The sequence below is a fragment of the Burkholderiales bacterium genome, assembly GCA_013695435.1.
Lineage (GTDB): Bacteria > Pseudomonadota > Gammaproteobacteria > Burkholderiales > JACMKV01 > JACMKV01.
This window is the reverse complement of record JACDAM010000050.1, coordinates 1-17,820: the sequence shown is the minus strand read 5'-3', so window position 1 is coordinate 17,820 and position 17,820 is coordinate 1. Positions and strand designations below refer to the sequence as shown.

General features: G+C 59.8%; 20 protein-coding genes. 13 read left to right on the top strand and 7 right to left on the bottom strand.

The annotated features are described in order from the left end of the window. The first annotated feature begins 10 nt into the window (after window positions 1-10). From H0V78_02860 to H0V78_02815, 10 genes are all read left to right on the top strand, one after another. Window positions 11-436 (top strand): hypothetical protein, encoded by a 426-nt coding sequence (locus tag H0V78_02860; protein ID MBA2350749.1) that lies wholly within the window; start codon window positions 11-13, stop codon window positions 434-436. Beyond that, entirely contained in the window at window positions 433-1,113 is a 681-nt protein-coding gene (locus H0V78_02855) for a TIGR04283 family arsenosugar biosynthesis glycosyltransferase (GenBank protein ID MBA2350748.1), read from the top strand. The genes H0V78_02860 and H0V78_02855 overlap by 4 nt, the downstream gene beginning before the upstream one ends. A gap of 17 nt (window positions 1,114-1,130) precedes the next feature. Next, window positions 1,131-2,096, top strand: coding sequence for an arsenosugar biosynthesis radical SAM protein ArsS (arsS, locus tag H0V78_02850; protein MBA2350747.1), 966 nt, complete (start codon window positions 1,131-1,133; stop codon window positions 2,094-2,096). Window positions 2,097-2,119: 23 nt separating this feature from the next. Continuing rightward, on the top strand, window positions 2,120-2,809 hold the full coding sequence (locus H0V78_02845) for a TIGR04283 family arsenosugar biosynthesis glycosyltransferase (GenBank protein MBA2350746.1): 690 nt from the start codon (window positions 2,120-2,122) through the stop codon (window positions 2,807-2,809). Continuing rightward, complete coding sequence (locus H0V78_02840; GenBank protein ID MBA2350745.1) at window positions 2,787-3,524, top strand: TIGR04282 family arsenosugar biosynthesis glycosyltransferase; 738 nt, start codon at window positions 2,787-2,789, stop codon at window positions 3,522-3,524. Before H0V78_02845 ends, H0V78_02840 begins: the two co-directional genes overlap by 23 nt. Window positions 3,525-3,626: 102 nt before the next feature. After that, a complete protein-coding gene (locus H0V78_02835) occupies window positions 3,627-5,069 on the top strand; it encodes a histidine kinase (GenBank protein ID MBA2350744.1) in 1,443 nt (480 codons plus the stop codon). Beyond that, window positions 5,066-5,755 (top strand): hypothetical protein, encoded by a 690-nt coding sequence (locus H0V78_02830; GenBank protein MBA2350743.1) that lies wholly within the window; start codon window positions 5,066-5,068, stop codon window positions 5,753-5,755. Before H0V78_02835 ends, H0V78_02830 begins: the two co-directional genes overlap by 4 nt. Next, window positions 5,752-7,113: a sigma 54-interacting transcriptional regulator gene (locus H0V78_02825; protein ID MBA2350742.1), complete on the top strand. Its 1,362-nt coding sequence runs from the start codon at window positions 5,752-5,754 to the stop codon at window positions 7,111-7,113. Before H0V78_02830 ends, H0V78_02825 begins: the two co-directional genes overlap by 4 nt. A 96-nt stretch (window positions 7,114-7,209) precedes the next feature. Further along, a complete protein-coding gene (locus H0V78_02820; GenBank protein MBA2350741.1) occupies window positions 7,210-7,710 on the top strand; it encodes a hypothetical protein in 501 nt (166 codons plus the stop codon). 11 nt (window positions 7,711-7,721) lie between these two features. Then, window positions 7,722-8,000: a hypothetical protein gene (locus H0V78_02815; protein ID MBA2350740.1), complete on the top strand. Its 279-nt coding sequence runs from the start codon at window positions 7,722-7,724 to the stop codon at window positions 7,998-8,000. A gap of 62 nt (window positions 8,001-8,062) precedes the next feature. Here the strand turns inward: H0V78_02815 and H0V78_02810 are convergent, their stop codons facing one another. The 4 genes from H0V78_02810 to H0V78_02795 form a co-directional block, all read right to left on the bottom strand. Next, the gene (locus tag H0V78_02810; GenBank protein MBA2350739.1) at window positions 8,063-10,174 is read right to left on the bottom strand and encodes a bifunctional (p)ppGpp synthetase/guanosine-3',5'-bis(diphosphate) 3'-pyrophosphohydrolase; all 2,112 of its coding nucleotides are present in this window, start codon (window positions 10,172-10,174) and stop codon (window positions 8,063-8,065) included. Between the two features lie 154 nt (window positions 10,175-10,328). Further along, window positions 10,329-10,535, bottom strand: a complete 207-nt coding sequence (locus H0V78_02805; protein MBA2350738.1) for a DNA-directed RNA polymerase subunit omega — start codon at window positions 10,533-10,535, stop codon at window positions 10,329-10,331. A gap of 18 nt (window positions 10,536-10,553) precedes the next feature. Further along, on the bottom strand, window positions 10,554-11,177 hold the full coding sequence (gmk, locus tag H0V78_02800; GenBank protein MBA2350737.1) for a guanylate kinase: 624 nt from the start codon (window positions 11,175-11,177) through the stop codon (window positions 10,554-10,556). Beyond that, window positions 11,174-12,064 carry a YicC family protein gene (locus tag H0V78_02795; protein ID MBA2350736.1) on the bottom strand — a complete coding sequence of 297 codons (891 nt, stop codon included), beginning with the start codon at window positions 12,062-12,064 and terminating at the stop codon, window positions 11,174-11,176. The genes gmk and H0V78_02795 overlap by 4 nt, the downstream gene beginning before the upstream one ends. Before the next feature lie 124 nt (window positions 12,065-12,188). Here H0V78_02795 and H0V78_02790 point away from each other — a divergent pair, with 124 nt between their 5' ends. From H0V78_02790 to rph, 3 genes are read left to right on the top strand one after another with little or no spacing between them, the layout of a single operon-like run. After that, entirely contained in the window at window positions 12,189-13,136 is a 948-nt protein-coding gene (locus H0V78_02790) for a serine/threonine protein kinase (protein MBA2350735.1), read from the top strand. Beyond that, a complete protein-coding gene (locus H0V78_02785; protein MBA2350734.1) occupies window positions 13,133-14,050 on the top strand; it encodes a serine/threonine-protein phosphatase in 918 nt (305 codons plus the stop codon). Before H0V78_02790 ends, H0V78_02785 begins: the two co-directional genes overlap by 4 nt. Before the next feature lie 7 nt (window positions 14,051-14,057). After that, the gene (gene rph / locus H0V78_02780; protein MBA2350733.1) at window positions 14,058-14,789 is read left to right on the top strand and encodes a ribonuclease PH; all 732 of its coding nucleotides are present in this window, start codon (window positions 14,058-14,060) and stop codon (window positions 14,787-14,789) included. Window positions 14,790-14,935: 146 nt separating this feature from the next. Here rph and H0V78_02775 read toward each other — a convergent pair whose 3' ends face one another. The 3 genes from H0V78_02775 to atpG form a co-directional block, all read right to left on the bottom strand. Then, window positions 14,936-15,358, bottom strand: a complete 423-nt coding sequence (locus tag H0V78_02775; protein MBA2350732.1) for a F0F1 ATP synthase subunit epsilon — start codon at window positions 15,356-15,358, stop codon at window positions 14,936-14,938. A 23-nt stretch (window positions 15,359-15,381) separates the two neighbouring features. Then, window positions 15,382-16,785: a F0F1 ATP synthase subunit beta gene (gene atpD, locus H0V78_02770; GenBank protein ID MBA2350731.1), complete on the bottom strand. Its 1,404-nt coding sequence runs from the start codon at window positions 16,783-16,785 to the stop codon at window positions 15,382-15,384. Window positions 16,786-16,894: 109 nt separating this feature from the next. Continuing rightward, window positions 16,895-17,797, bottom strand: a complete 903-nt coding sequence (atpG, locus tag H0V78_02765) for a F0F1 ATP synthase subunit gamma (protein ID MBA2350730.1) — start codon at window positions 17,795-17,797, stop codon at window positions 16,895-16,897. Between the last annotated feature and the right edge of the window lie 23 nt (window positions 17,798-17,820).

Sequence of the window (17,820 nt, the reverse complement as noted above, 5' to 3'; positions counted from 1 at the left end):
GCCGGCGGCTGTGAAGCGCGCGCTGCGACGTTATGCCGAGCGCATCGGAACCGATCTCGCTGAACGCGAATTCACGCGTTCGCTGGTCGGCATGCAGGTCGTGTTCGAGGGCCTGGGCGCAGTTGTCCTGGGCAAGCTCGACATCGGTCTGAGCAAACACGGGAAGCGCTTTGCGCCGCTGCGCCGCATCCTGCTGCGCCAGGAAGATGCGCATCACGAATTCGGTGTGCGCTCCCTGCAGCGCCTGATTGCATCGGACGCTGAGCGCGCCGGATTGGGCGCCGCGTGCGCCGGCTATTGCGATTTGAGCGATGCGGTTCTGCGTGCCTGCAGCGAGCTGTTCGGCGATTTCAATGCCGAGATCGCCGAATACATCGAGCAGTCGCGCATCGGCCTGCCCGCTTTTCTGGCGCCGCCGCGCGTGATATTGACGTGATTTCGGTCATCATTCCGGTGTACAACGAAAGCTGCGCGTTGCCGGCGACGCTCGCGCGCCTGTTCGCGCAAAGCGACGATTTCGAAGTCATCGTCGTAGACGGCGGTAGCAGCGACGACACGCGTGAGCTGGCAATGCGCGAACCTCGCGTGCGTTTGCTGGTCGCACCCAAAGGGCGCGCGCTACAAATGAACGCAGGCGCGGCGATGGCAAAGGGCACATGGTTGCTGTTTTTGCACGCCGATACCCTGCTTCCGGATCATGCTTTGGCGACGATACAGGGGCTGGATGCCAATCACCACGCCGGCTGTTTCGGGCAGCGCTTTTCCGGCAACGACTGGCGTCTGCGCCTGATTTCCCGTTTGCACAATCTGCGCTGCCGCTGGACACGGATCATTTATGGCGATCAAGCCATGTTTGTGCGCCGCGCAATGTTCGAGGCGCTCGGCGGCTTTCCGGCGCAGCCCATACTCGAGGATGTGCTGTTCAGCCAGAAGCTGGTGCAGGCGACGCGTCCGGTATTGCTCGACAGCTTTGTTGTGACCGACGCGCGCAAGTTTTTGCGCATGGGCATCTGGAAAAGTTTCGGCCGCGTATTCTTAATCATGCTGTGCTTCGAACTGCGCTTGCCGCTGGCGCGCCTGCCGGCGCAACGCTTTTTCAGCGATATCCGTTAAGCTGTTTACACTTATCCATGCACGCCACTCTCCCTTTGCTGGAAGCCAGCGACTTTCCGCCGATCCGCCGTCGAAAAACCGAAACCCTGCAAGTCAATCTCGGTTACCGCTGCAATCAGTCTTGCCTGCATTGCCACGTCAATGCCGGCCCCACGCGCACCGAGGAGATGAGCCGCGAAACGCTGGACGATGTCATCGCTTATCTGCGCGCGGCGCGGGTGGGCACGCTCGATATCACCGGCGGCGCGCCCGAATTGAATCCGCATTTTCGCGATCTCGTGCGCGCCGCGCGCGATCTCGGCGTTCGCGTTATCGATCGCTGCAATCTGACCATACTCGAAGAGCCGGGCCGCGAAGATCTCGCCGCGTTCCTCGCCGGGCACAATGTCGAAGTTGCGGCTTCGCTGCCGTGTTATGCGGCGGAAAACGTCGACCGGCAACGCGGCAACGGCGTGTTCGCCGCGAGCATACGCGCATTGCGGCGCTTGAATGGGCTTGGCTATGCGCAGCCGGAGTCCAGCCTCGTGCTGAATCTCGTTTTCAATCCGCAGGGGGCTACGCTGCCGCCCGATCAAGTCGCGCTCGAAGCCGATTACCGCGTGCGCCTGCGCGAGGCGTGGGGCGTCGAATTCAACCAGCTCTATACGCTCGCCAACATGCCGATCGCGCGTTTCGGCAGCACGCTTGTATCGAAAGGGCAGTTCGGCGGCTACATGAATTTGCTGCGCTCTTCGTACCGCGCCGGGAATCTGGATGGCGTCATGTGCCGTTCGCTGATCAGCGTCGATTGGCAGGGGTACGTTTACGACTGCGATTTCAATCAGATGCTCGGCCTGCCTTTGCAGCACGATGGCAAATCCCGCCTGCGTTTGACTGATCTTGTCGATGTCGATCTAAGCAACAATGCGATCGTCGTCAAGGATCACTGCTACGGCTGCACGGCAGGTCAGGGCAGCAGCTGCGGCGGCGCGCTGAAATCGTGAAGGTTTGACGGTGCGCGTCCGTCATGCTGTCGATCATCATTCCGACGCTGAACGAGGCCGGGGAGATCGCCGCAACTCTGCGTTCGCTGCAAATCCTGCGCGCGCGCGGCCACGAAGTGATCGTTGTCGATGGCGGCAGCGCGGATGCGACATTGGGTGTAGCCCGTCCATGGTCTGATCATATCGTTCGTACCGGCAACGGGCGCGCGCGGCAGATGAATGCCGGCGCCGCGATCGCGCGCCATTCGATGCTGTTGTTCCTGCACGCCGATACGCGTTTGCCGGAGAGCGCCGATCGCTTGATTCTGAAGCATTGCAGCGATGCCGCGGACCAGTGCTGGGGGCGCTTCGACATTCGTCTATCCGGCTCCGCCAGAACATTGCGCGTGGTCGCGTTCATGATGAACTGGCGCTCGCGCCTGTCCGGTATTGCAACCGGCGATCAGGCGATATTCGTCAGCCGCTCGTTGTTCGACGCGGCCGGTGGCTTCCCTGAAATCGCTTTGATGGAAGATCTGGCGCTCAGCAAACGATTGAAACGTCTTGCCCGGCCGCGTTGCCTGCGTGAGCGGGTCGAGAGTTCGAGTCGGCGCTGGGAAAAAAACGGCGCCATGCGCACGATTTTGCTGATGTGGCGTTTGCGCCTCGCTTACCGTTGCGGCGCCAGCCCGCATCTCCTCGCGAAGATTTATGCCGGCCAGCAGCATCGTTGACCGCATCGACGGCGGGGACACCGATTGCCGCATTCTGGTATTTGCCAAGGCTGCGGTTCCCGGGCGAGTCAAGACGCGCCTGATTCCGGCTCTGGGGGCGGAAACAGCGGCGGCCTTGCACGAAAGCCTGCTCGACCATACCCTGGCCACCGCCCTGGCAGCAGCGCCGAACGCAGTTCAACTGTGGTGTGCACCGTCGCATTTGCATCCTTTTTTCCAGCGATACAGCCAGCGCTGCGCTTTGCGCAGCCAGATCCCCGGCAGTCTCGGCGATCGAATGGCGCACGCCTTCGCGGCGGCTTTGCGCTGCACCGATCGGGCAATCGCGATCGGCTGCGATTGCCCGGCGCTGACGGCGCTCCATCTGCGCGAAGCCGCGGCGCTGCTGAAAACAGGGCACGACGCGGTGATGACACCCGCCGAGGATGGCGGCTACGTACTCCTCGGGCTTACCCGCTTTTCGTCTGTCGTGTTCGAGCGCATCGCCTGGAGCACTGAAACCGTGCTGGCGCAGACCCGAAACCGCCTGCAGTCGCTAGGCTGGCGCTGGCACGAAACGACGCCGCTGTGGGATATCGACCGACCTTGCGACTATGCGCGCATGCTCCGCGAGAACGTTCTGTCCGGGTGGAAACAGCGCGAAATCGCACATCGGCTTGAGCCGATCCAGATAGATCCGCGTGAACTGACCCGGACAGAAGAACCCGGCGATTGAAGCGCCGGGCAACGCGCATTGTCCTGCGCGCGGTTTTGATAGTAATCTAGTCCTGCCAACCTGACGTTAGCCGGCGTCGTTTCATTCCGCTCTGCTCTCATCATGCGGTTCTACTATCCGAAATCCTTTCTAAAGCTGATTTTTATCGGCTTTTCGCTGGTCGTATTGCCGCTTTTCGCGGCATTGATCAATAACGCGATCACCGTGGACCGCCTGGCGGACAAGAGCCAGGAAGCTGTTTATCAGGCGGTCCAGGCGACGCACAACAGCCGCACCCTGATCGAACTGATCGTGACGATGGAGCGCAATGCGCGCCAGTTCGTAATTCTCGGCGATCAGACCTTATTCGACGCCTATTTGACGGTGCGCGAGAAGTTCAGGAACACCGCAGCCGAATTTGCCAGCCTGCCGTTCGACCTGGCGCAAATGAGCGAACTCGACCAGATTCGCCAGCGCGAACGCAAGATCTACGCAACGCTGACGGAAAACCGCAGTGAACCCGAGCAACTGAAGCGCGCTGTCGAGGCGTTCGTGCCGCTGTCCAATCTGGCGCAGGCGCTGGAGGCCCGCAGCCGCGATCTGATCGACCGCGAAGTCGACGCCATGCAGAAGATCGCGGTCAAGGCGCGCTACATTATCTTCTGGCAATTGCTGGCGATGATTCCCGTCGCGCTATTTCTCGTGATCGGCTTTTCCATCCTGATTTCAAGGCCTATCGTGCAGATCGACAGCGCGATCCGGCGCCTGGGCGATGGCGAATTCGGCCAGCAGATCGTCGTCAATGGTCCGCAGGATCTCGAATATCTCGGCAAACGGCTGGACTGGATGCGGCTGCGCCTGATCGAGCTCGAAGAGCAAAAAAGCAAATTCCTGCGCAATGTTTCGCACGAACTGAAAACGCCGCTGACTGCCGTGCGCGAAGGCACCGAACTCTTGTCCGAAGGCTTGGTCGGCAAACTCAGCCGGCAGCAGCGCGAGGTCGTCGAAATCCTGCGCCATAACGGCATCGCACTGCAGCGGGTCATCGAGGGCATGCTGAATTACCAGGCTGTGCAGTTTCAGAAATCCGATCTGCACTGGCAGCCGGTCAGAATCAAGCCGCTGATCGAGCAGGTCGCGTCGGAACAGATGCTGACGGTGCGCGCCAAAGGCATCAAACTCGACATCGCCTGTCCGGAAATCATTCTCGACGGCGATCCGGAGAAAATCAAGATCGTTATCGCAAATCTGCTGTCGAACGCGGTCAAGTTTTCGCCGCAGCGCGAAACCATTCGCATACGCGCGCGCCGCCACGATAGCGAGATCGTGCTGGAAGTGATCGATTGCGGCCCGGGTATCGCACCCGATGACAAGGACAAGATTTTCGACGCGTTCTACCAGGGCGCCGCGAAACAGGGAGGGTATGTGAAAGGCACCGGTCTCGGGCTCTCTATCGTCCGCGAATACGTGATGGCGCATTACGGTACGATCAAGCTCATCGATCCGATCACGCGCGGCGCGCACTTTCGCATCACCTTGCCAGCCAATCATGCGGAGCCGGCATGACGCGCGTAAGCGTGCTGGTCGGCCGATGTGCGCTATTGGCGGCGTTTGCAGCCGCGGCGTCCGCGTCGGCGGCATCGGGCTCGACCGAATTCAGCGCCTGGGTGGCCGCAACCGGCGTGCGCAAGGGAAGTGTGCATACTCCGATAGTGCTTTCGGCGAAGGCGGCTCCTCAGCCGGCTGAAAACGCGCCGGTGAAAATTGACGTTGCGGCAGGTCCCGCGCCGGGTTCCATGGAGACAACGAACGAGCGCGCGCTCAGTGGAATCGACAAGCTGCTGACATATTTCGAAGAGGTGCAGAAGCTGACCAGCCCTGAGCGGCTGCAGGAATACGAACTGCTGAAGCGAACCTGGAACCACGACAGAAGCGAGTACGTGCGGCTGCAGCTCGCGATGCTGCTCAGCGTTCCCGATTCGACATTCCACGATGGAGAGCGCGCGCAATCGCTGATCGATCCGATCCTGAAAGAGAAATCGCCGCGCTCCCGGCTGCGCCCGATCGCCTATGTGATCAGCATCCTGCTCGCCGCCCAGCACGAGGCCGAGGAAGAGATGCGTGTGCTCAAGGATGCCTTGCTGGACGAAGCCGAACGCAACCGCGCGCTCGAACAAAAGCTCGAAGCCTTGAAAACCCTGGAAAAAAATCTGATCGAACGCGAAAGCGGCAATTCACTCAAGACCCGATGAACGCAAAGCCCAGAATATTGATCGTCGACGACGACCCCGATTTACTGAAGCTGCTGTCGATCCGGCTGAACTCGGCCGGCTACGAAGTCAGTGCAGCCGACAGCGGCGAGAGAGCACTGGCCCATTTGACGCAGATCCGCCCGCAGCTTTTGATCACCGATTTGCGCATGGGCGGCATGGACGGCATGGCGCTGTTCGACGCTGTCCACAAGACCAATCCCGTGCTGCCGGTCATCGTGCTGACTGCGCACGGCTCGATTCCGGATGCGGTCGCCGCGACCCGGCGCGGCGTGTTCGGCTATCTGACCAAGCCGTTCGACGGCAAGGCCTTGCTGCAGCAAGTCGCGCAGGCGTTGAGCTTGAGCGGCGGCTCGAACGAGTCGGCGGACAGCGGCGAAAGGCTGGACTGGCGCCGCGAGATCATTACGCGCAGCCCGGTCGTCGAGGATATTCTGGCCAAAGCCAGGCTGGTCGCCGAAAGCGACGCCAGCGTTTTCATTTTCGGCGAAAGCGGCACCGGCAAGGAATTGCTGGCGAAAGCCATACACAATGCAAGCCCGCGCCGTTCGCGCGAATTCGTCGCGATCAACTGCGGCGCCATCCCCGAGCCGCTGCTCGAATCGGAACTGTTCGGTCACGTCAAAGGCTCGTTCACGGGAGCGTCGCGCGATTACAAAGGCCTGTTTCAGGCAGCGGGCGGCGGCACGCTGTTTCTCGACGAAATCGGTGATATGCCGTTGCCGCTGCAAGTCAAACTGCTGCGCGTGCTGCAGGAACGCGAAGTGCGGCCGGTCGGTTCGACGCAGACTGTGGCTGTCGATGTCCGCGTCATTTCCGCAACGCATCGCGACCTCGACGAGCAAATAGCCGGCGGCCGGTTTCGCGAGGATCTGTCGTATCGGTTGAACGTGATCTCATTCGCGCTGCCGCCGCTGGCCGAACGCCGCGAGGACATTCCGCTCCTCGCCTCGCATTTTCTGATGACGCTCGCCGCGCGCTATAAAAAGGAAATCAATGGCTTTGCGCCGGAGGCCCTCGAGATGCTGTTGACTGCATCGTGGCCGGGCAACATCCGCCAACTCTACAACGTCGTGGAGCAAACGGTCGCCTTGAATACCACGTCCATCGTTCCCGCGAGCTTGATGCAAAGCGCGATCAGCAGGCAAACCGAGGAGTTTTCTTCGTTCGACGAGGCGCGCAAACGCTTCGAGCGCGATTATCTCGCCCAGCTTCTGAAGATTACCGCCGGCAATGTCAGCCAGGCATCACGGTTGGCGAAACGCAATCGCACCGAATTTTACAAGCTGCTGCAAAGGCACCAACTCGAACCGGCCAGCTTCAAAGCAGCAAAAGTTTAGGCCTGTTGGAACCTCGGTCTGACGATTCGCGCCAGGGCTGTCGCCAAACCCCCACATCATCGGGACGTACAGGTGCTGCGAGTCTCTTGTAACAGCATGAATAGCAGCGATGTTCTGTTTGGGCATACTCCTTGCAGGGAGGACGTCAATCAATTTAATTTCACATGCTCATTCATTTGTATGGACACCCGGGAAGGTTACCTGTACCCACTACTCGTACTCGGCGCATTTTCGTTCGTCGCGCTCAGTATCGTCGGCATTGTCGAGATTCTGCAGTACTCGCCCGACAGTTCGCCGGATGAAAAAGCATCCAGCGCCTACGCCCAATCTCTGGCGACGTGTGCGGAATGCGGTGTGGTCGAAGCCGTCCAGCAGCCGGGCAATCTGGACGGAGTAATGCCTGTCCGAATCGCTAAAAGCGCGCCGGGCGAGCCTCTGCCTGCTCGCGTGGACGATACAAAACTGCCAAGCCGATACGCAGTTCTGGTGCGTATGAACAACGGCACCACTGAAGTCCTCTATCATAGGCTGAAGCCTCCATTCGATATCGGTGACCGGGTAAAGCTGGTCAACGACGCGATGGTCGCGCTTGATTGAATCAAGAGAACATGGACCGAACACTGAAGAATCTACTGGCGGTTGCCGCGCTGACAACGCTGACGGCCTGCGCGGCAACCCAGCGCGCGCCGACGACGCCGGCCAAACCGGCGACCGCCAAAGCGCCCGGTGTCAATCTGTCCGGTTACCCGCCTGCATTCCGCGATGGCTACGCCGATGGCTGCAATGCGGCCAAAAACAGGCGCGGCACGCGTGACGAAGCGCGCTTCAAATCGGATCCGCAATTCGCTCAAGGCTGGCAGGACGGCTTCGGCATCTGCAGTCGTTGACTGGTAAACAGCAACGGTGAAAGCCCTTGCTGTTGACCGGTTATTCGCCGTTTGCTCGGATGTCAGCCTTTCGCCCGCGTAATCCGCACGACCTCCTGAATCCGCCGCAAGCTGCGCATGAGCTGCGCCAGATGCATCCTGTTGCGAACCTGTAGTGTGAAGTTCATCGTGGTATAGGCGGTCATTTCGCCATCTTCCATGCCGACGTTGTGAATATTGGAGCCGGCTTCGGCGATCGCGCCGGCGACGCGCGCCAATACGCCTTGCTGATTCGCGACCACCAGCCTGATGCTGACGTCGAACAACTTGTGCGTCTCGTCATCCCATTCGACGTCCAGCCATTTATCCGGATCGCCGCGCGATTTGGCGATGACCGGGCAGTCGTGGGTATGGATGATCATGCCCTGGCCTTTCTTGATCGAGCCTAGAATTGGATCACCGGGAATCGGCCTGCAACACCTTGCGAATTGCACGGCCATGCCTTCCGAGCCGCGAATCAGCATAGCCCCGGGGAAGCGGTTTTCGGCGGGCGCCGCCTCGCTCAACGAAAGCAGCTGGCGCGCGACGAGCGCCGCGAGTCGCTTGCCGAGCCCGATATCGGCGAAAATTTCCTCGCGCGATTTGACGCCGCAATCGCGCAACAGCTTGTCCCACGAAATCGAAGCGATGCCGGCGGCGCTCGACTGCAGCGGTATCAGCGCCTGATTCAACAGGCGTTCCCCGAGCTGCGCCGATTCGTCATATTGCACGGTTTTCAGGAAGTGTCGGATGTGCGAGCGAGCGCGCCCGGTCACCACGTAATTGAGCCACGCCGGATTGGGGTTCGCGTTGGACGCAGTAATGATTTCCACGCGATCGCCGTTGCGCAGTTCGCTGCGCAGCGGCACCAGTTCGTCATTGATTTTGACGGCGACGCAATGATTGCCGATATCGGTGTGCACGGCATAGGCGAAATCGACCGCGGTCGCGCCGCGAGGCATCGCCTTGATCGTGCCCTTCGGCGTGAACACGTAAACCTCGTCGGGGAATAGATCGACTTTGACATGTTCGAGGAATTCGGTCGAATCGCCGCTCTCGGACTGGATTTCAAGTAGATTCTGCAGCCATTGGTGCGTCTTCTGCTGCAACTGATTCAGGCTTGCGTCGGTTTTGTATAACCAGTGCGAAGCGACGCCGGCCTCGGCTACCTTGTGCATATCGGCCGTGCGGATCTGGAATTCGAGCGGCGCGCCAAACGGCCCGAACAGCGTGGTATGCAACGACTGATAGCCGTTGGCTTTCGGGATCGCGATATAGTCCTTGAATTTCCCCGGAATCGGTTTGTAAAGGTTGTGCAGCGCGCCGAGCGCCAGATAACACGAAGCCGCATCGTTGACGATGATGCGGAAGCCGTAGATGTCGAGCACCTTGGCAAAGCTCAAGGTTTTTTCGAGCATCTTGCGGTAAATGCTGTGCACGTATTTTTCGCGGCCGGTGACGACCGCCTCGATGCCGGCGTCGCGCAGCTTTTTCTTGACCGCTTTCTGGATTTTACCGACGACCTCGCGCCGGTTGCCGCGCGCCGCCTTGACCGCTTTTGTCAGCACACGCGCGCGCAGCGGGTGCATGTGACAAAAGCCGAGTTCTTCGAGCTCCTGATACACAGCGTTCAGGCCGAGCCGATTGGCGATCGGCGCGTAGATTTCCAGCGTTTCGCGAGCGATGCGGCGCTGCTTTTCCGGCTGCATCGCGGTCAACGTGCGCATATTGTGCAGGCGATCGGCGAGCTTGATCAGGATCACGCGAACATCGCGCGCCATGGCCAGCAGCATCTTGCGAAAGTTTTCCGCCTGCGCGTCTTCGGCGCTCTGGAACTCTATCTTGTCGAGCTTGCTGACGCCATCCACGAGTTCGGCGACGCGCTTGCCGAACTTGGCGGAAATCTGTTCCTTGGTGACAGTCGTGTCTTCAACGACATCGTGCAGCAATGCGGCTGCCAGCGCTTGCGCATCGAGATGCCACTGCGCGAGGATTTTGGCGACTGCCAGCGGGTGCGAGATGTACGGATCGCCGGTGCGGCGGAATTGTCCTTCGTGCGCGGATTCGCTGAACTGGTAGGCGGTTTCAAGCTGTGCTACGTCCTCGGGCTTCAAATAGCCGGACAGCTCCTTGAACAGCAGCACCGCTTCGGACACGGTTCACTCCGGTCGGCAGTTACCCGCGCGACGTGCTACGAAGGCAAGAGCGCGCCCATGTTGGCGCATGGGGTGATAGGCGCGTCAAGTCTGGAATCGAGGATAAGACTTTCAAGTTTTGGGAACGTTGCTGGTGACCCAGGTTACTGCCGGATCAGGCCTGACCTTTGTTCAAAATCTCGACGCCGACCTTGCCGAGCGCGATTTCGCGCAGCGCAACCACCGTCGGCTTGTCCTTGTTGATTTCCACCATCGGTGTCGCGCCGGTCGCAATCTGACGCGCGCGAAAAGTCGCCGCCAGCGTCAACTCGAAGCGATTCGGGATATGGTGCAAACAGTCGTCAACGGTGATGCGCGCCATGGTTTCCTTGTCGGTTGGCTAGCCTGACTGCAATTTCTTCAGCAACCCGGCGTAGCGTGATAATTGCGGAGCGCGTTTCAAACGTTCCGCGCGGATAATCGCGAGCACATCCTGGACCGCGCGCTCAAACTCGTCATTCATAATAACATAATCAAAATCAGACACGTGCGCGATCTCGTCGCGGGCGACGGCAAGCCGCAGCGCGATGACCCCGGCGTCATCCTGGCGACGCAATTGCAAGCGCTCGGCAAGCGCTGCCAGCGATGGCGGCAGGATGAAAACGCTGACCGCGGACGGCACCAGACGCCGGATTGCGGCTGCGCCCTGCCAATCGATTTCGAGCACAATATCGCGCCCTGCGGCTACCGAGCGCTCGATCTGGTCGCGCGGCGTGCCGTATCGATTGCCATGAACCATAGCCTCCTCGAGGAACTCGCCGGCTGCCGCCATGCACTCGAATTCCGACTCCGAGACAAAAAAATAATCGCTGCCGGACACTTCGCCGGGGCGCGGCGGCCTTGTCGTACAAGAGACGGAATGCCGGATTGCCGGCTCGGCGCTAAGAGCTGCGCGGACTACGCTGGTTTTGCCGGCGCCGGAAGGTGCGCTGACGATGAAAAGACTCGCCACGCTCCTCCTTATTCCAGGTTCTGGATCTGCTCGCGCATCTGCTCGATCAGCAGCTTCAGGTCCATCGAAATTTTTGAGACTTCCACGTCGATCGACTTCGACCCCAGGGTGTTGGCTTCGCGGTTCAGTTCCTGCATCAGGAAATCGAGCCGCTTGCCGACCGCGCCGCCGCGTTCGAGGATGCGCCGGATCTCGGCCAGGTGCGCGCCGAGCCGGGTCAACTCTTCATCGACATCGATCTTGGCGATGAACATCACCAGTTCCTGCCGTATGCGATCGTCATCGACGGCAAGAGCGGCTTCGCGCACGCGGTTGGCCAGCTTGTCCTGATACGCAGCGATCATTTGCGGAAAGCGCGGCGCGACCTCGGCCGCGCGATGTTCCATGCGCGAGACGCGGTCGAGCAGCATCGCTGTCAGCTTGTCGCCCTCGCGCCTGCGCGCTGCTTCGAACTCATCGAGCACTTTACGAAGCAAGGCGAGGCAACTTTCACGCAGCGCTTCGAGCGTCAGCGTATCAGTCGCCATCACGCCCGGCCATCGCAGTATTTCGCCGACGCTCAGTTCGCGCGCTGCAGCGCTGACGGTGCGCACATCGCGCTGCAGCGCGATGAGTTGCTGCAACAACTCGCGATTCAGCCTGGGCTCCGCCGACGTTGCGCTCGCCGGTGCGGTCAAACTGATCCGGCAGTCGACCTTGCCGCGCTGCAAACGGCTCGCGATTGCTTCGCGCAACGCCGGTTCAAACTGGCGCAGTTCATCCGGCATGCGGAACTGGATATCGAGATAGCGGTGATTCACGGCGCGCAAATCGATGGCGAGCGCACCGCCCGGCAGCTCACTGCCGGCCGCCGCATAGCCTGTCATGCTGTAAACACCGGAACGCGCGCTATCCGGCATGACCTAAATCCGGGCGACAGAAAACCTGCATAAGTTTTGAAGAATTCAGGAAGAGTGCGCGCCGCCTTTACAGAGGATAGACACACGCCGACAATGACGGGCAGGCCACAAGATAACATAACGCATGGGCTCGGCGCCGAATTATCCCCTTCAAAGCGGCTATCAATTACTGAATTATCGTATCGATCGACTGCTGAGCCGTGGCGGGTTCAGCCTCGTCTATCGGGCCCGGGATGAGAGCGGCGTGACGGTCGCAATCAAGGAATATCTGCCGAGCGGTCTGGCCTTGCGCGAGCAAGGCGATGTCATACACGCGACATCGGCCGACAACATCGCGTTATTCCGCCACGGCATGCGTTGTTTTTTCGAGGAAGGCCGTGCGCTGGCGCGCATCGTTCACCCGAACGTGGTTCGCGTGCTGAATTTTTTTCGCGCCAATGAAACCGTCTATCTGGTTATGCAGTACGAGCGCGGGCGGACTTTGCAGGAGCAAATCCAGACGTATAAGCATGCAATCAGCGAGAACTTTATCCGGCATATTTTTGGCCACCTGCTGAATGGCTTGCGCGAGGTTCACACGCACCGCTTGCTGCACCTCGATATCAAGCCCGCGAACATCTATATCCGCCTCGATAAATCGCCGTTGTTGCTGGATTTCGGCGCGGTTCGCCAAACCCTGATCGTCGATGACAAGCGCTTAAAGCCGATGTACACGCCGGGCTTCGCGCCGCCCGAACAATATCGCAATCACGATCTGCTCGGACCATGGAGCGACATCTACAGCGTCGGCGCCAGCATGTTTTCCTGCCTCGCCGGCCATGCGCCACAGGCGGCCGATGGTCGCATGAAGATCGACAAGCTCGAATCGGCGAAAAAGCTCTGGGGCGGGCGATTTTCCGATGGATTGCTCGAGATCGTCGATTGGTGTCTGCAACTCGAGCACACCGACCGGCCGCAAAGCGTGTTCTCGCTGCAAAAGGCGTTGTTGAGCCGCAAACTGACGCCGGTCAAACGAACCTTTTTCGGCAATATGCGTTTCGCGATCGAAAAAATCGGCAGCCGCAGGCCATGAAATTCACGATCTTCCAGAACAGCCGTATCGGCAGCCGCAAAACCAATCAGGACCGTATGGCTTACTCATACAGTCATGACGCGCTGCTGATGGTCGTCGCCGATGGCCTGGGCGGCTACCTGCACGGCGAAATCGCGGCGCAGATTGCCATCAGGCGCCTGACCGATTCGTTCCAGCGACAGGCTGCGCCGCGCCTCAAAGACTGCCCGGCTTTCCTGTATGAGAGCCTGAGCGATTCGCACTACGCGATTCACGATTTTGCGCTCAAGCACGGCTTGCTCGAAACGCCGCGAACGACTTGCGTCGCATGCATTGTGCAGGACGGCGCGGCGCACTGGGCGCACGCCGGCGATTCCCGGCTTTATTTTTTCCGCAATACCTCGCTGCTGACCAAAACACGCGACCACTCGCGCGTCCAGCAATTGCTCGATACCCAGGCGATTACCGCGGAAGACGCAAGCGTGCATCCGGATCGCAACAAAATCTACAATTGCCTGGGCGGTATGTACCCGCCGGAAATCGAGCTTTCCAAAAAAGTCGGCTTGCGGCGCGGCGATACTCTGTTGTTATGCAGCGACGGCTTGTGGGGGCCGCTGTCCGACGATGAAATGACGTTGACGATGTCGCTGTCGCCGCTGATCGAAGCTTCGCGTCAGCTGATGGAGCAGGCCGAGTTCCGGGGCGGCGCCAATGGCGACAACCTGACCTTGGTGGGCATGCATTGGGGGGATCAGAAAGCTGCGGGCGATCCGGATACCGTATCGACCGCGGGCATGCCACTGGACAGCGTGACAACGCAGTTCGGCGATACCGGGGCCGGCAGCCTAGGCGGCGCAGCACCCGACATCAGCGACGAAGAGATCGAGCGTGCGATCGCCGAAATTCATTCAGCGATCAAGAAATATTCGGGCTAGGGCGGCAATGAGACCGAGCGGTCGCCAACCCGGCGAACTGCGTGAAGTCAAAATCACGCGCCATTACACACGACACGCCGAAGGCTCTGTGCTGGTCGAATTCGGCGATACCAGGGTGATCTGCACGGCCAGCGTGCTCGACAAGGTCCCGCCGTTTTTAAAAGGAAAGGGGCAGGGCTGGCTGACGTCCGAATACGGAATGCTGCCGCGCGCCACCGGCAGCCGCATGGAGCGCGAGGCGGCCAAGGGCAGGCAAAGCGGCCGCACCCAGGAAATCCAGCGTCTGATCGGGCGCAGCCTGCGTTCGATTATCGATTTGAACCAGATCGGCGAACGCACGATCCAGATCGATTGCGACGTCATTCAGGCCGATGGCGGAACCCGCACCGCAGCGATCACCGGCGCTTTTGTCGCACTTCACGACGCGATCGGTTTTCTACTGAGCGAAACCACACTCGCGGCTTCGCCGATTTCGGACCACATCGCAGCGGTGTCGGTAGGCATGTATCGCAACCAGCCGGTGCTGGATCTGGATTATTCAGAAGATTCCGCTTGCGACACCGACATGAACATCGTGATGACAGGAAGCGGCGGCTTCGTCGAAGTACAGGGAACGGCGGAAGGATCGCCGTTCGATCGCGCCGCGCTCGACAGCATGCTCGCGCTGGCTGAGACGGGCATCAAGCAATTAATCGATTTTCAGAAGACAGCGCTGTGGTCTGACAATAAGACGGTCTGAGCCGCTGCGTACGACGTTTTGAAGCCAGGGAAGCTCTGATTCACGCCCATTCGCCCTGCGCTGTCGAAGGATTATCGACAACTCATTGGGTAGGCTTTGTTCGACAAGCGCAGCGTAAACGGAGGACTTGGTCCCGTATCGCGCGATCAACGCGTCTTGCGCAATTTGCGTATCGCGGCGAGTTGCGCGACCGCTTCAGCGAGTTCGGCCTGGGCGCGCGCAAAATCGAGCTTCGACGCCTGATCCTTCATCGCTGATTCGGCTTTCTGCTTGGCTTCGAGCGCCTTGACTTCGTCGAGGTCCGCACCGCGAACTGCCGTATCGGCCAGTATCGTGATCACGTCGGGCTGCACTTCGAGCAAACCGCCTGAAACGTAAACCAGTTCTTCTTCAGCCTCGTCCGGCTTCTTGACGCGGACAGCGCCGGGACGGATGCGCGTCATCATCGGCGCATGGCGAGGATAGATACCCACTTCGCCCATTTCCGCCGGGGCAACGAGAAATTCCGCCGTGCCGGAGTAAATCGACTCCTCGGCGCTGACGATATCCACATGCATGGTAGCAGCCATTCGACTCGCTCCTGTGAGGGCCCCTAATGCAGGCTCTTGGCTTTTTCGACCGCTTCGTCGATGGTGCCAACCATGTAGAAAGCCTGTTCCGGCAAGCTGTCGTAATCGCCGTTCACAATGCCTTTGAACCCGGCCAACGTATCCTTCAGCGAAACGTATTTGCCCGGACTTCCAGTGAATACTTCGGCGACGAAGAACGGCTGCGACAGGAAGCGCTGGATTTTGCGCGCGCGCGCGACGGCAAGTTTGTCTTCCGGGGAGAGTTCGTCCATTCCCAGAATCGCGATGATGTCGCGCAATTCCTTATAGCGCTGCAGAGTGCTTTGAACCGAGCGCGCGACGTTGTAATGCTCCTCGCCTACAACGAGCGGGTCTAGCTGGCGGGATGTCGAATCGAGCGGATCGACAGCCGGATAAATGCCGAGCTCGGCGACTTGCCGCGATAACACGACGGTTGCATCCAGGTGAGCGAACGTAGTCGCCGGCGACGGATCGGTCAGATCGTCGGCCGGAACGTAAACCGCCTGGATCGAGGTGATCGAGCCTTTCTTGGTCGAGGTGATGCGCTCCTGCAAACGGCCCATTTCTTCCGCCAGGGTCGGTTGATAGCCGACCGCGGACGGCATACGACCGAGCAGCGCCGAGACTTCGGTACCGGCCAGGGTATAGCGATAAATGTTGTCGATGAACAGCAGCACGTCGCGGCCTTCGTCGCGGAAATATTCGGCCATGGTCAACCCGGTTAAGCCCACGCGCAGACGGTTGCCGGGCGGCTCGTTCATCTGGCCGAAAACCAGCGCGACCTTGTCGAGAACGTTGGAATCCTTCATCTCGTGATAAAAATCATTTCCCTCGCGCGTGCGTTCGCCGACGCCAGCGAACACCGAAAAGCCGGAATGCTCGATCGCGATGTTGCGGATCAGCTCCAGCATGTTTACGGTTTTGCCGACGCCGGCGCCGCCGAACAGGCCGATCTTGCCGCCTTTGGCAAACGGGCAGATCAGATCGATAACCTTGATGCCGGTTTCGAGCAAATCCTGGCTCGCGGCAAGCTCGTCGAAATCTGGCGCTTTACGGTGTATCGACATCGTCTTCTCGGCCTGCACCGGGCCGGCATCATCGATCGGTTGGCCGAGGACGTTCATGATGCGCCCCAGAGTCCCCGGGCCGACGGGCACCATGATAGGCGCGCCGGTGCCGGTCACTTCCATGCCGCGGCGCAAGCCATCGGTTGAGCCCATGGCGATCGTGCGCACCACGCCGTCGCCCAGTTGCTGCTGGACTTCGAGCGTCAGGTTGCGATCCGGCATGTGCAGGGCGTCGTAAACCTTCGGCATGCCTTCGCGCGGAAAATCGACATCGACCACCGCGCCGATTACTTGGACGATTTTTCCTTTGCTCTTGACTTGATCTTTTGCTTGATCCATTTCGGTTTCTACCTGTTCAAAAAGTTTTAGACGAGGCGAGGCGCGTGATCGGGTAAGTCCGGACGCCGCCGCAGGTCGTCCTTTGATGCGCTGGCGAAAATCGAATGCCCTAGACCGCTGCCGCGCCGGCAACGATCTCGGCGAGTTCTTTGGTGATGGCGGCCTGACGGGTCTTGTTATAGATCAGCTTCAATTCATCGATGACGTTACCCGCATTGTCGGAGGCCGCTTTCATCGCGACCATGCGCGCGCTTTGCTCGGAAGCCATATTTTCGGCTACAGCCTGATAAATCAGCGCCTCGACATAGCGCAATAACACGTCGTCGATCACGGTGCGCGCTTCCGGCTCGTAAATGTAATCCCAGCCGCTGCGAATTTCGCCGGCCCCCTTCGTGCCCGCATCGTCCTTCCGATTTTCGGCGAGACGTTCACCGGACAAAGGCAGCAGTTGCTCCATGTTCGGTTCCTGCTTCATGGTGTTGATGAAGCCGGTGTAGAAAATGTAAAGCGCGTCGATTTCACCGGCCGAATACTTGTCGAGCATCAGCTTGACTGTGCCGATCAATTTGTCGAGTTCGGGACGGTCGCCAAGATGGGTGACCTGCGACACGACTTTCGCGCGCAGGCGCTGCATGAAGCCTAAACCCTTGTTGCCGATCGCACAGACATCGATGTCTATGTTCTGCGCCTGCCACTCCTTCATTTTGCTCAAAGCCAGGCGCAGCACGTTGGTATTCAGGCCGCCGCACAAACCTTTATCGGAAGTCACGACGATAATGCCGACGCGCTTGATTTCCGCCCGCTTGACCAGAAACGGATGCCGGTATTCGGGGTTGGCGAAACTCATGTGGGCGGCGACATTGCGAATCTTGTCGCCATATGGCCGCGCCGCACGCATGCGCTCTTGCGCTTTACGCATTTTGCTCGCGGCGACCATTTCCATGGCGCGCGTAATCTTTTGCGTGTTCTGGACGCTGCGTATCTTGGTGCGGATTTCCTTGCCGCTGGCCATTTTTAATAGACCGCGTTGGCTTT

What these genes read in the sequence shown, in the direction of transcription:
- arsS (MBA2350747.1), top strand. Translation starts at nt 1,131, where the DNA reads ATGCACGCCACTCTCCCTTTGCTGGAAGCCAGCGACTTTCCGCCGATC.
- H0V78_02845 (MBA2350746.1), top strand. Translation starts at nt 2,120, where the DNA reads ATGCTGTCGATCATCATTCCGACGCTGAACGAGGCCGGGGAGATCGCC.
- H0V78_02840 (MBA2350745.1), top strand. Translation starts at nt 2,787, where the DNA reads ATGCCGGCCAGCAGCATCGTTGACCGCATCGACGGCGGGGACACCGAT.
- H0V78_02835 (MBA2350744.1), top strand. Translation starts at nt 3,627, where the DNA reads ATGCGGTTCTACTATCCGAAATCCTTTCTAAAGCTGATTTTTATCGGC.
- H0V78_02830 (MBA2350743.1), top strand. Translation starts at nt 5,066, where the DNA reads ATGACGCGCGTAAGCGTGCTGGTCGGCCGATGTGCGCTATTGGCGGCG.
- H0V78_02825 (MBA2350742.1), top strand. Translation starts at nt 5,752, where the DNA reads ATGAACGCAAAGCCCAGAATATTGATCGTCGACGACGACCCCGATTTA.
- H0V78_02820 (MBA2350741.1), top strand. Translation starts at nt 7,210, where the DNA reads ATGAATAGCAGCGATGTTCTGTTTGGGCATACTCCTTGCAGGGAGGAC.
- H0V78_02815 (MBA2350740.1), top strand. Translation starts at nt 7,722, where the DNA reads ATGGACCGAACACTGAAGAATCTACTGGCGGTTGCCGCGCTGACAACG.
- H0V78_02805 (MBA2350738.1), bottom strand. Translation starts at nt 10,535, where the DNA reads ATGGCGCGCATCACCGTTGACGACTGTTTGCACCATATCCCGAATCGC.
- H0V78_02795 (MBA2350736.1), bottom strand. Translation starts at nt 12,064, where the DNA reads ATGCCGGATAGCGCGCGTTCCGGTGTTTACAGCATGACAGGCTATGCG.
- H0V78_02790 (MBA2350735.1), top strand. Translation starts at nt 12,189, where the DNA reads ATGGGCTCGGCGCCGAATTATCCCCTTCAAAGCGGCTATCAATTACTG.
- H0V78_02785 (MBA2350734.1), top strand. Translation starts at nt 13,133, where the DNA reads ATGAAATTCACGATCTTCCAGAACAGCCGTATCGGCAGCCGCAAAACC.
- rph (MBA2350733.1), top strand. Translation starts at nt 14,058, where the DNA reads ATGAGACCGAGCGGTCGCCAACCCGGCGAACTGCGTGAAGTCAAAATC.
- H0V78_02775 (MBA2350732.1), bottom strand. Translation starts at nt 15,358, where the DNA reads ATGGCTGCTACCATGCATGTGGATATCGTCAGCGCCGAGGAGTCGATT.
- atpD (MBA2350731.1), bottom strand. Translation starts at nt 16,785, where the DNA reads ATGGATCAAGCAAAAGATCAAGTCAAGAGCAAAGGAAAAATCGTCCAA.
- atpG (MBA2350730.1), bottom strand. Translation starts at nt 17,797, where the DNA reads ATGGCCAGCGGCAAGGAAATCCGCACCAAGATACGCAGCGTCCAGAAC.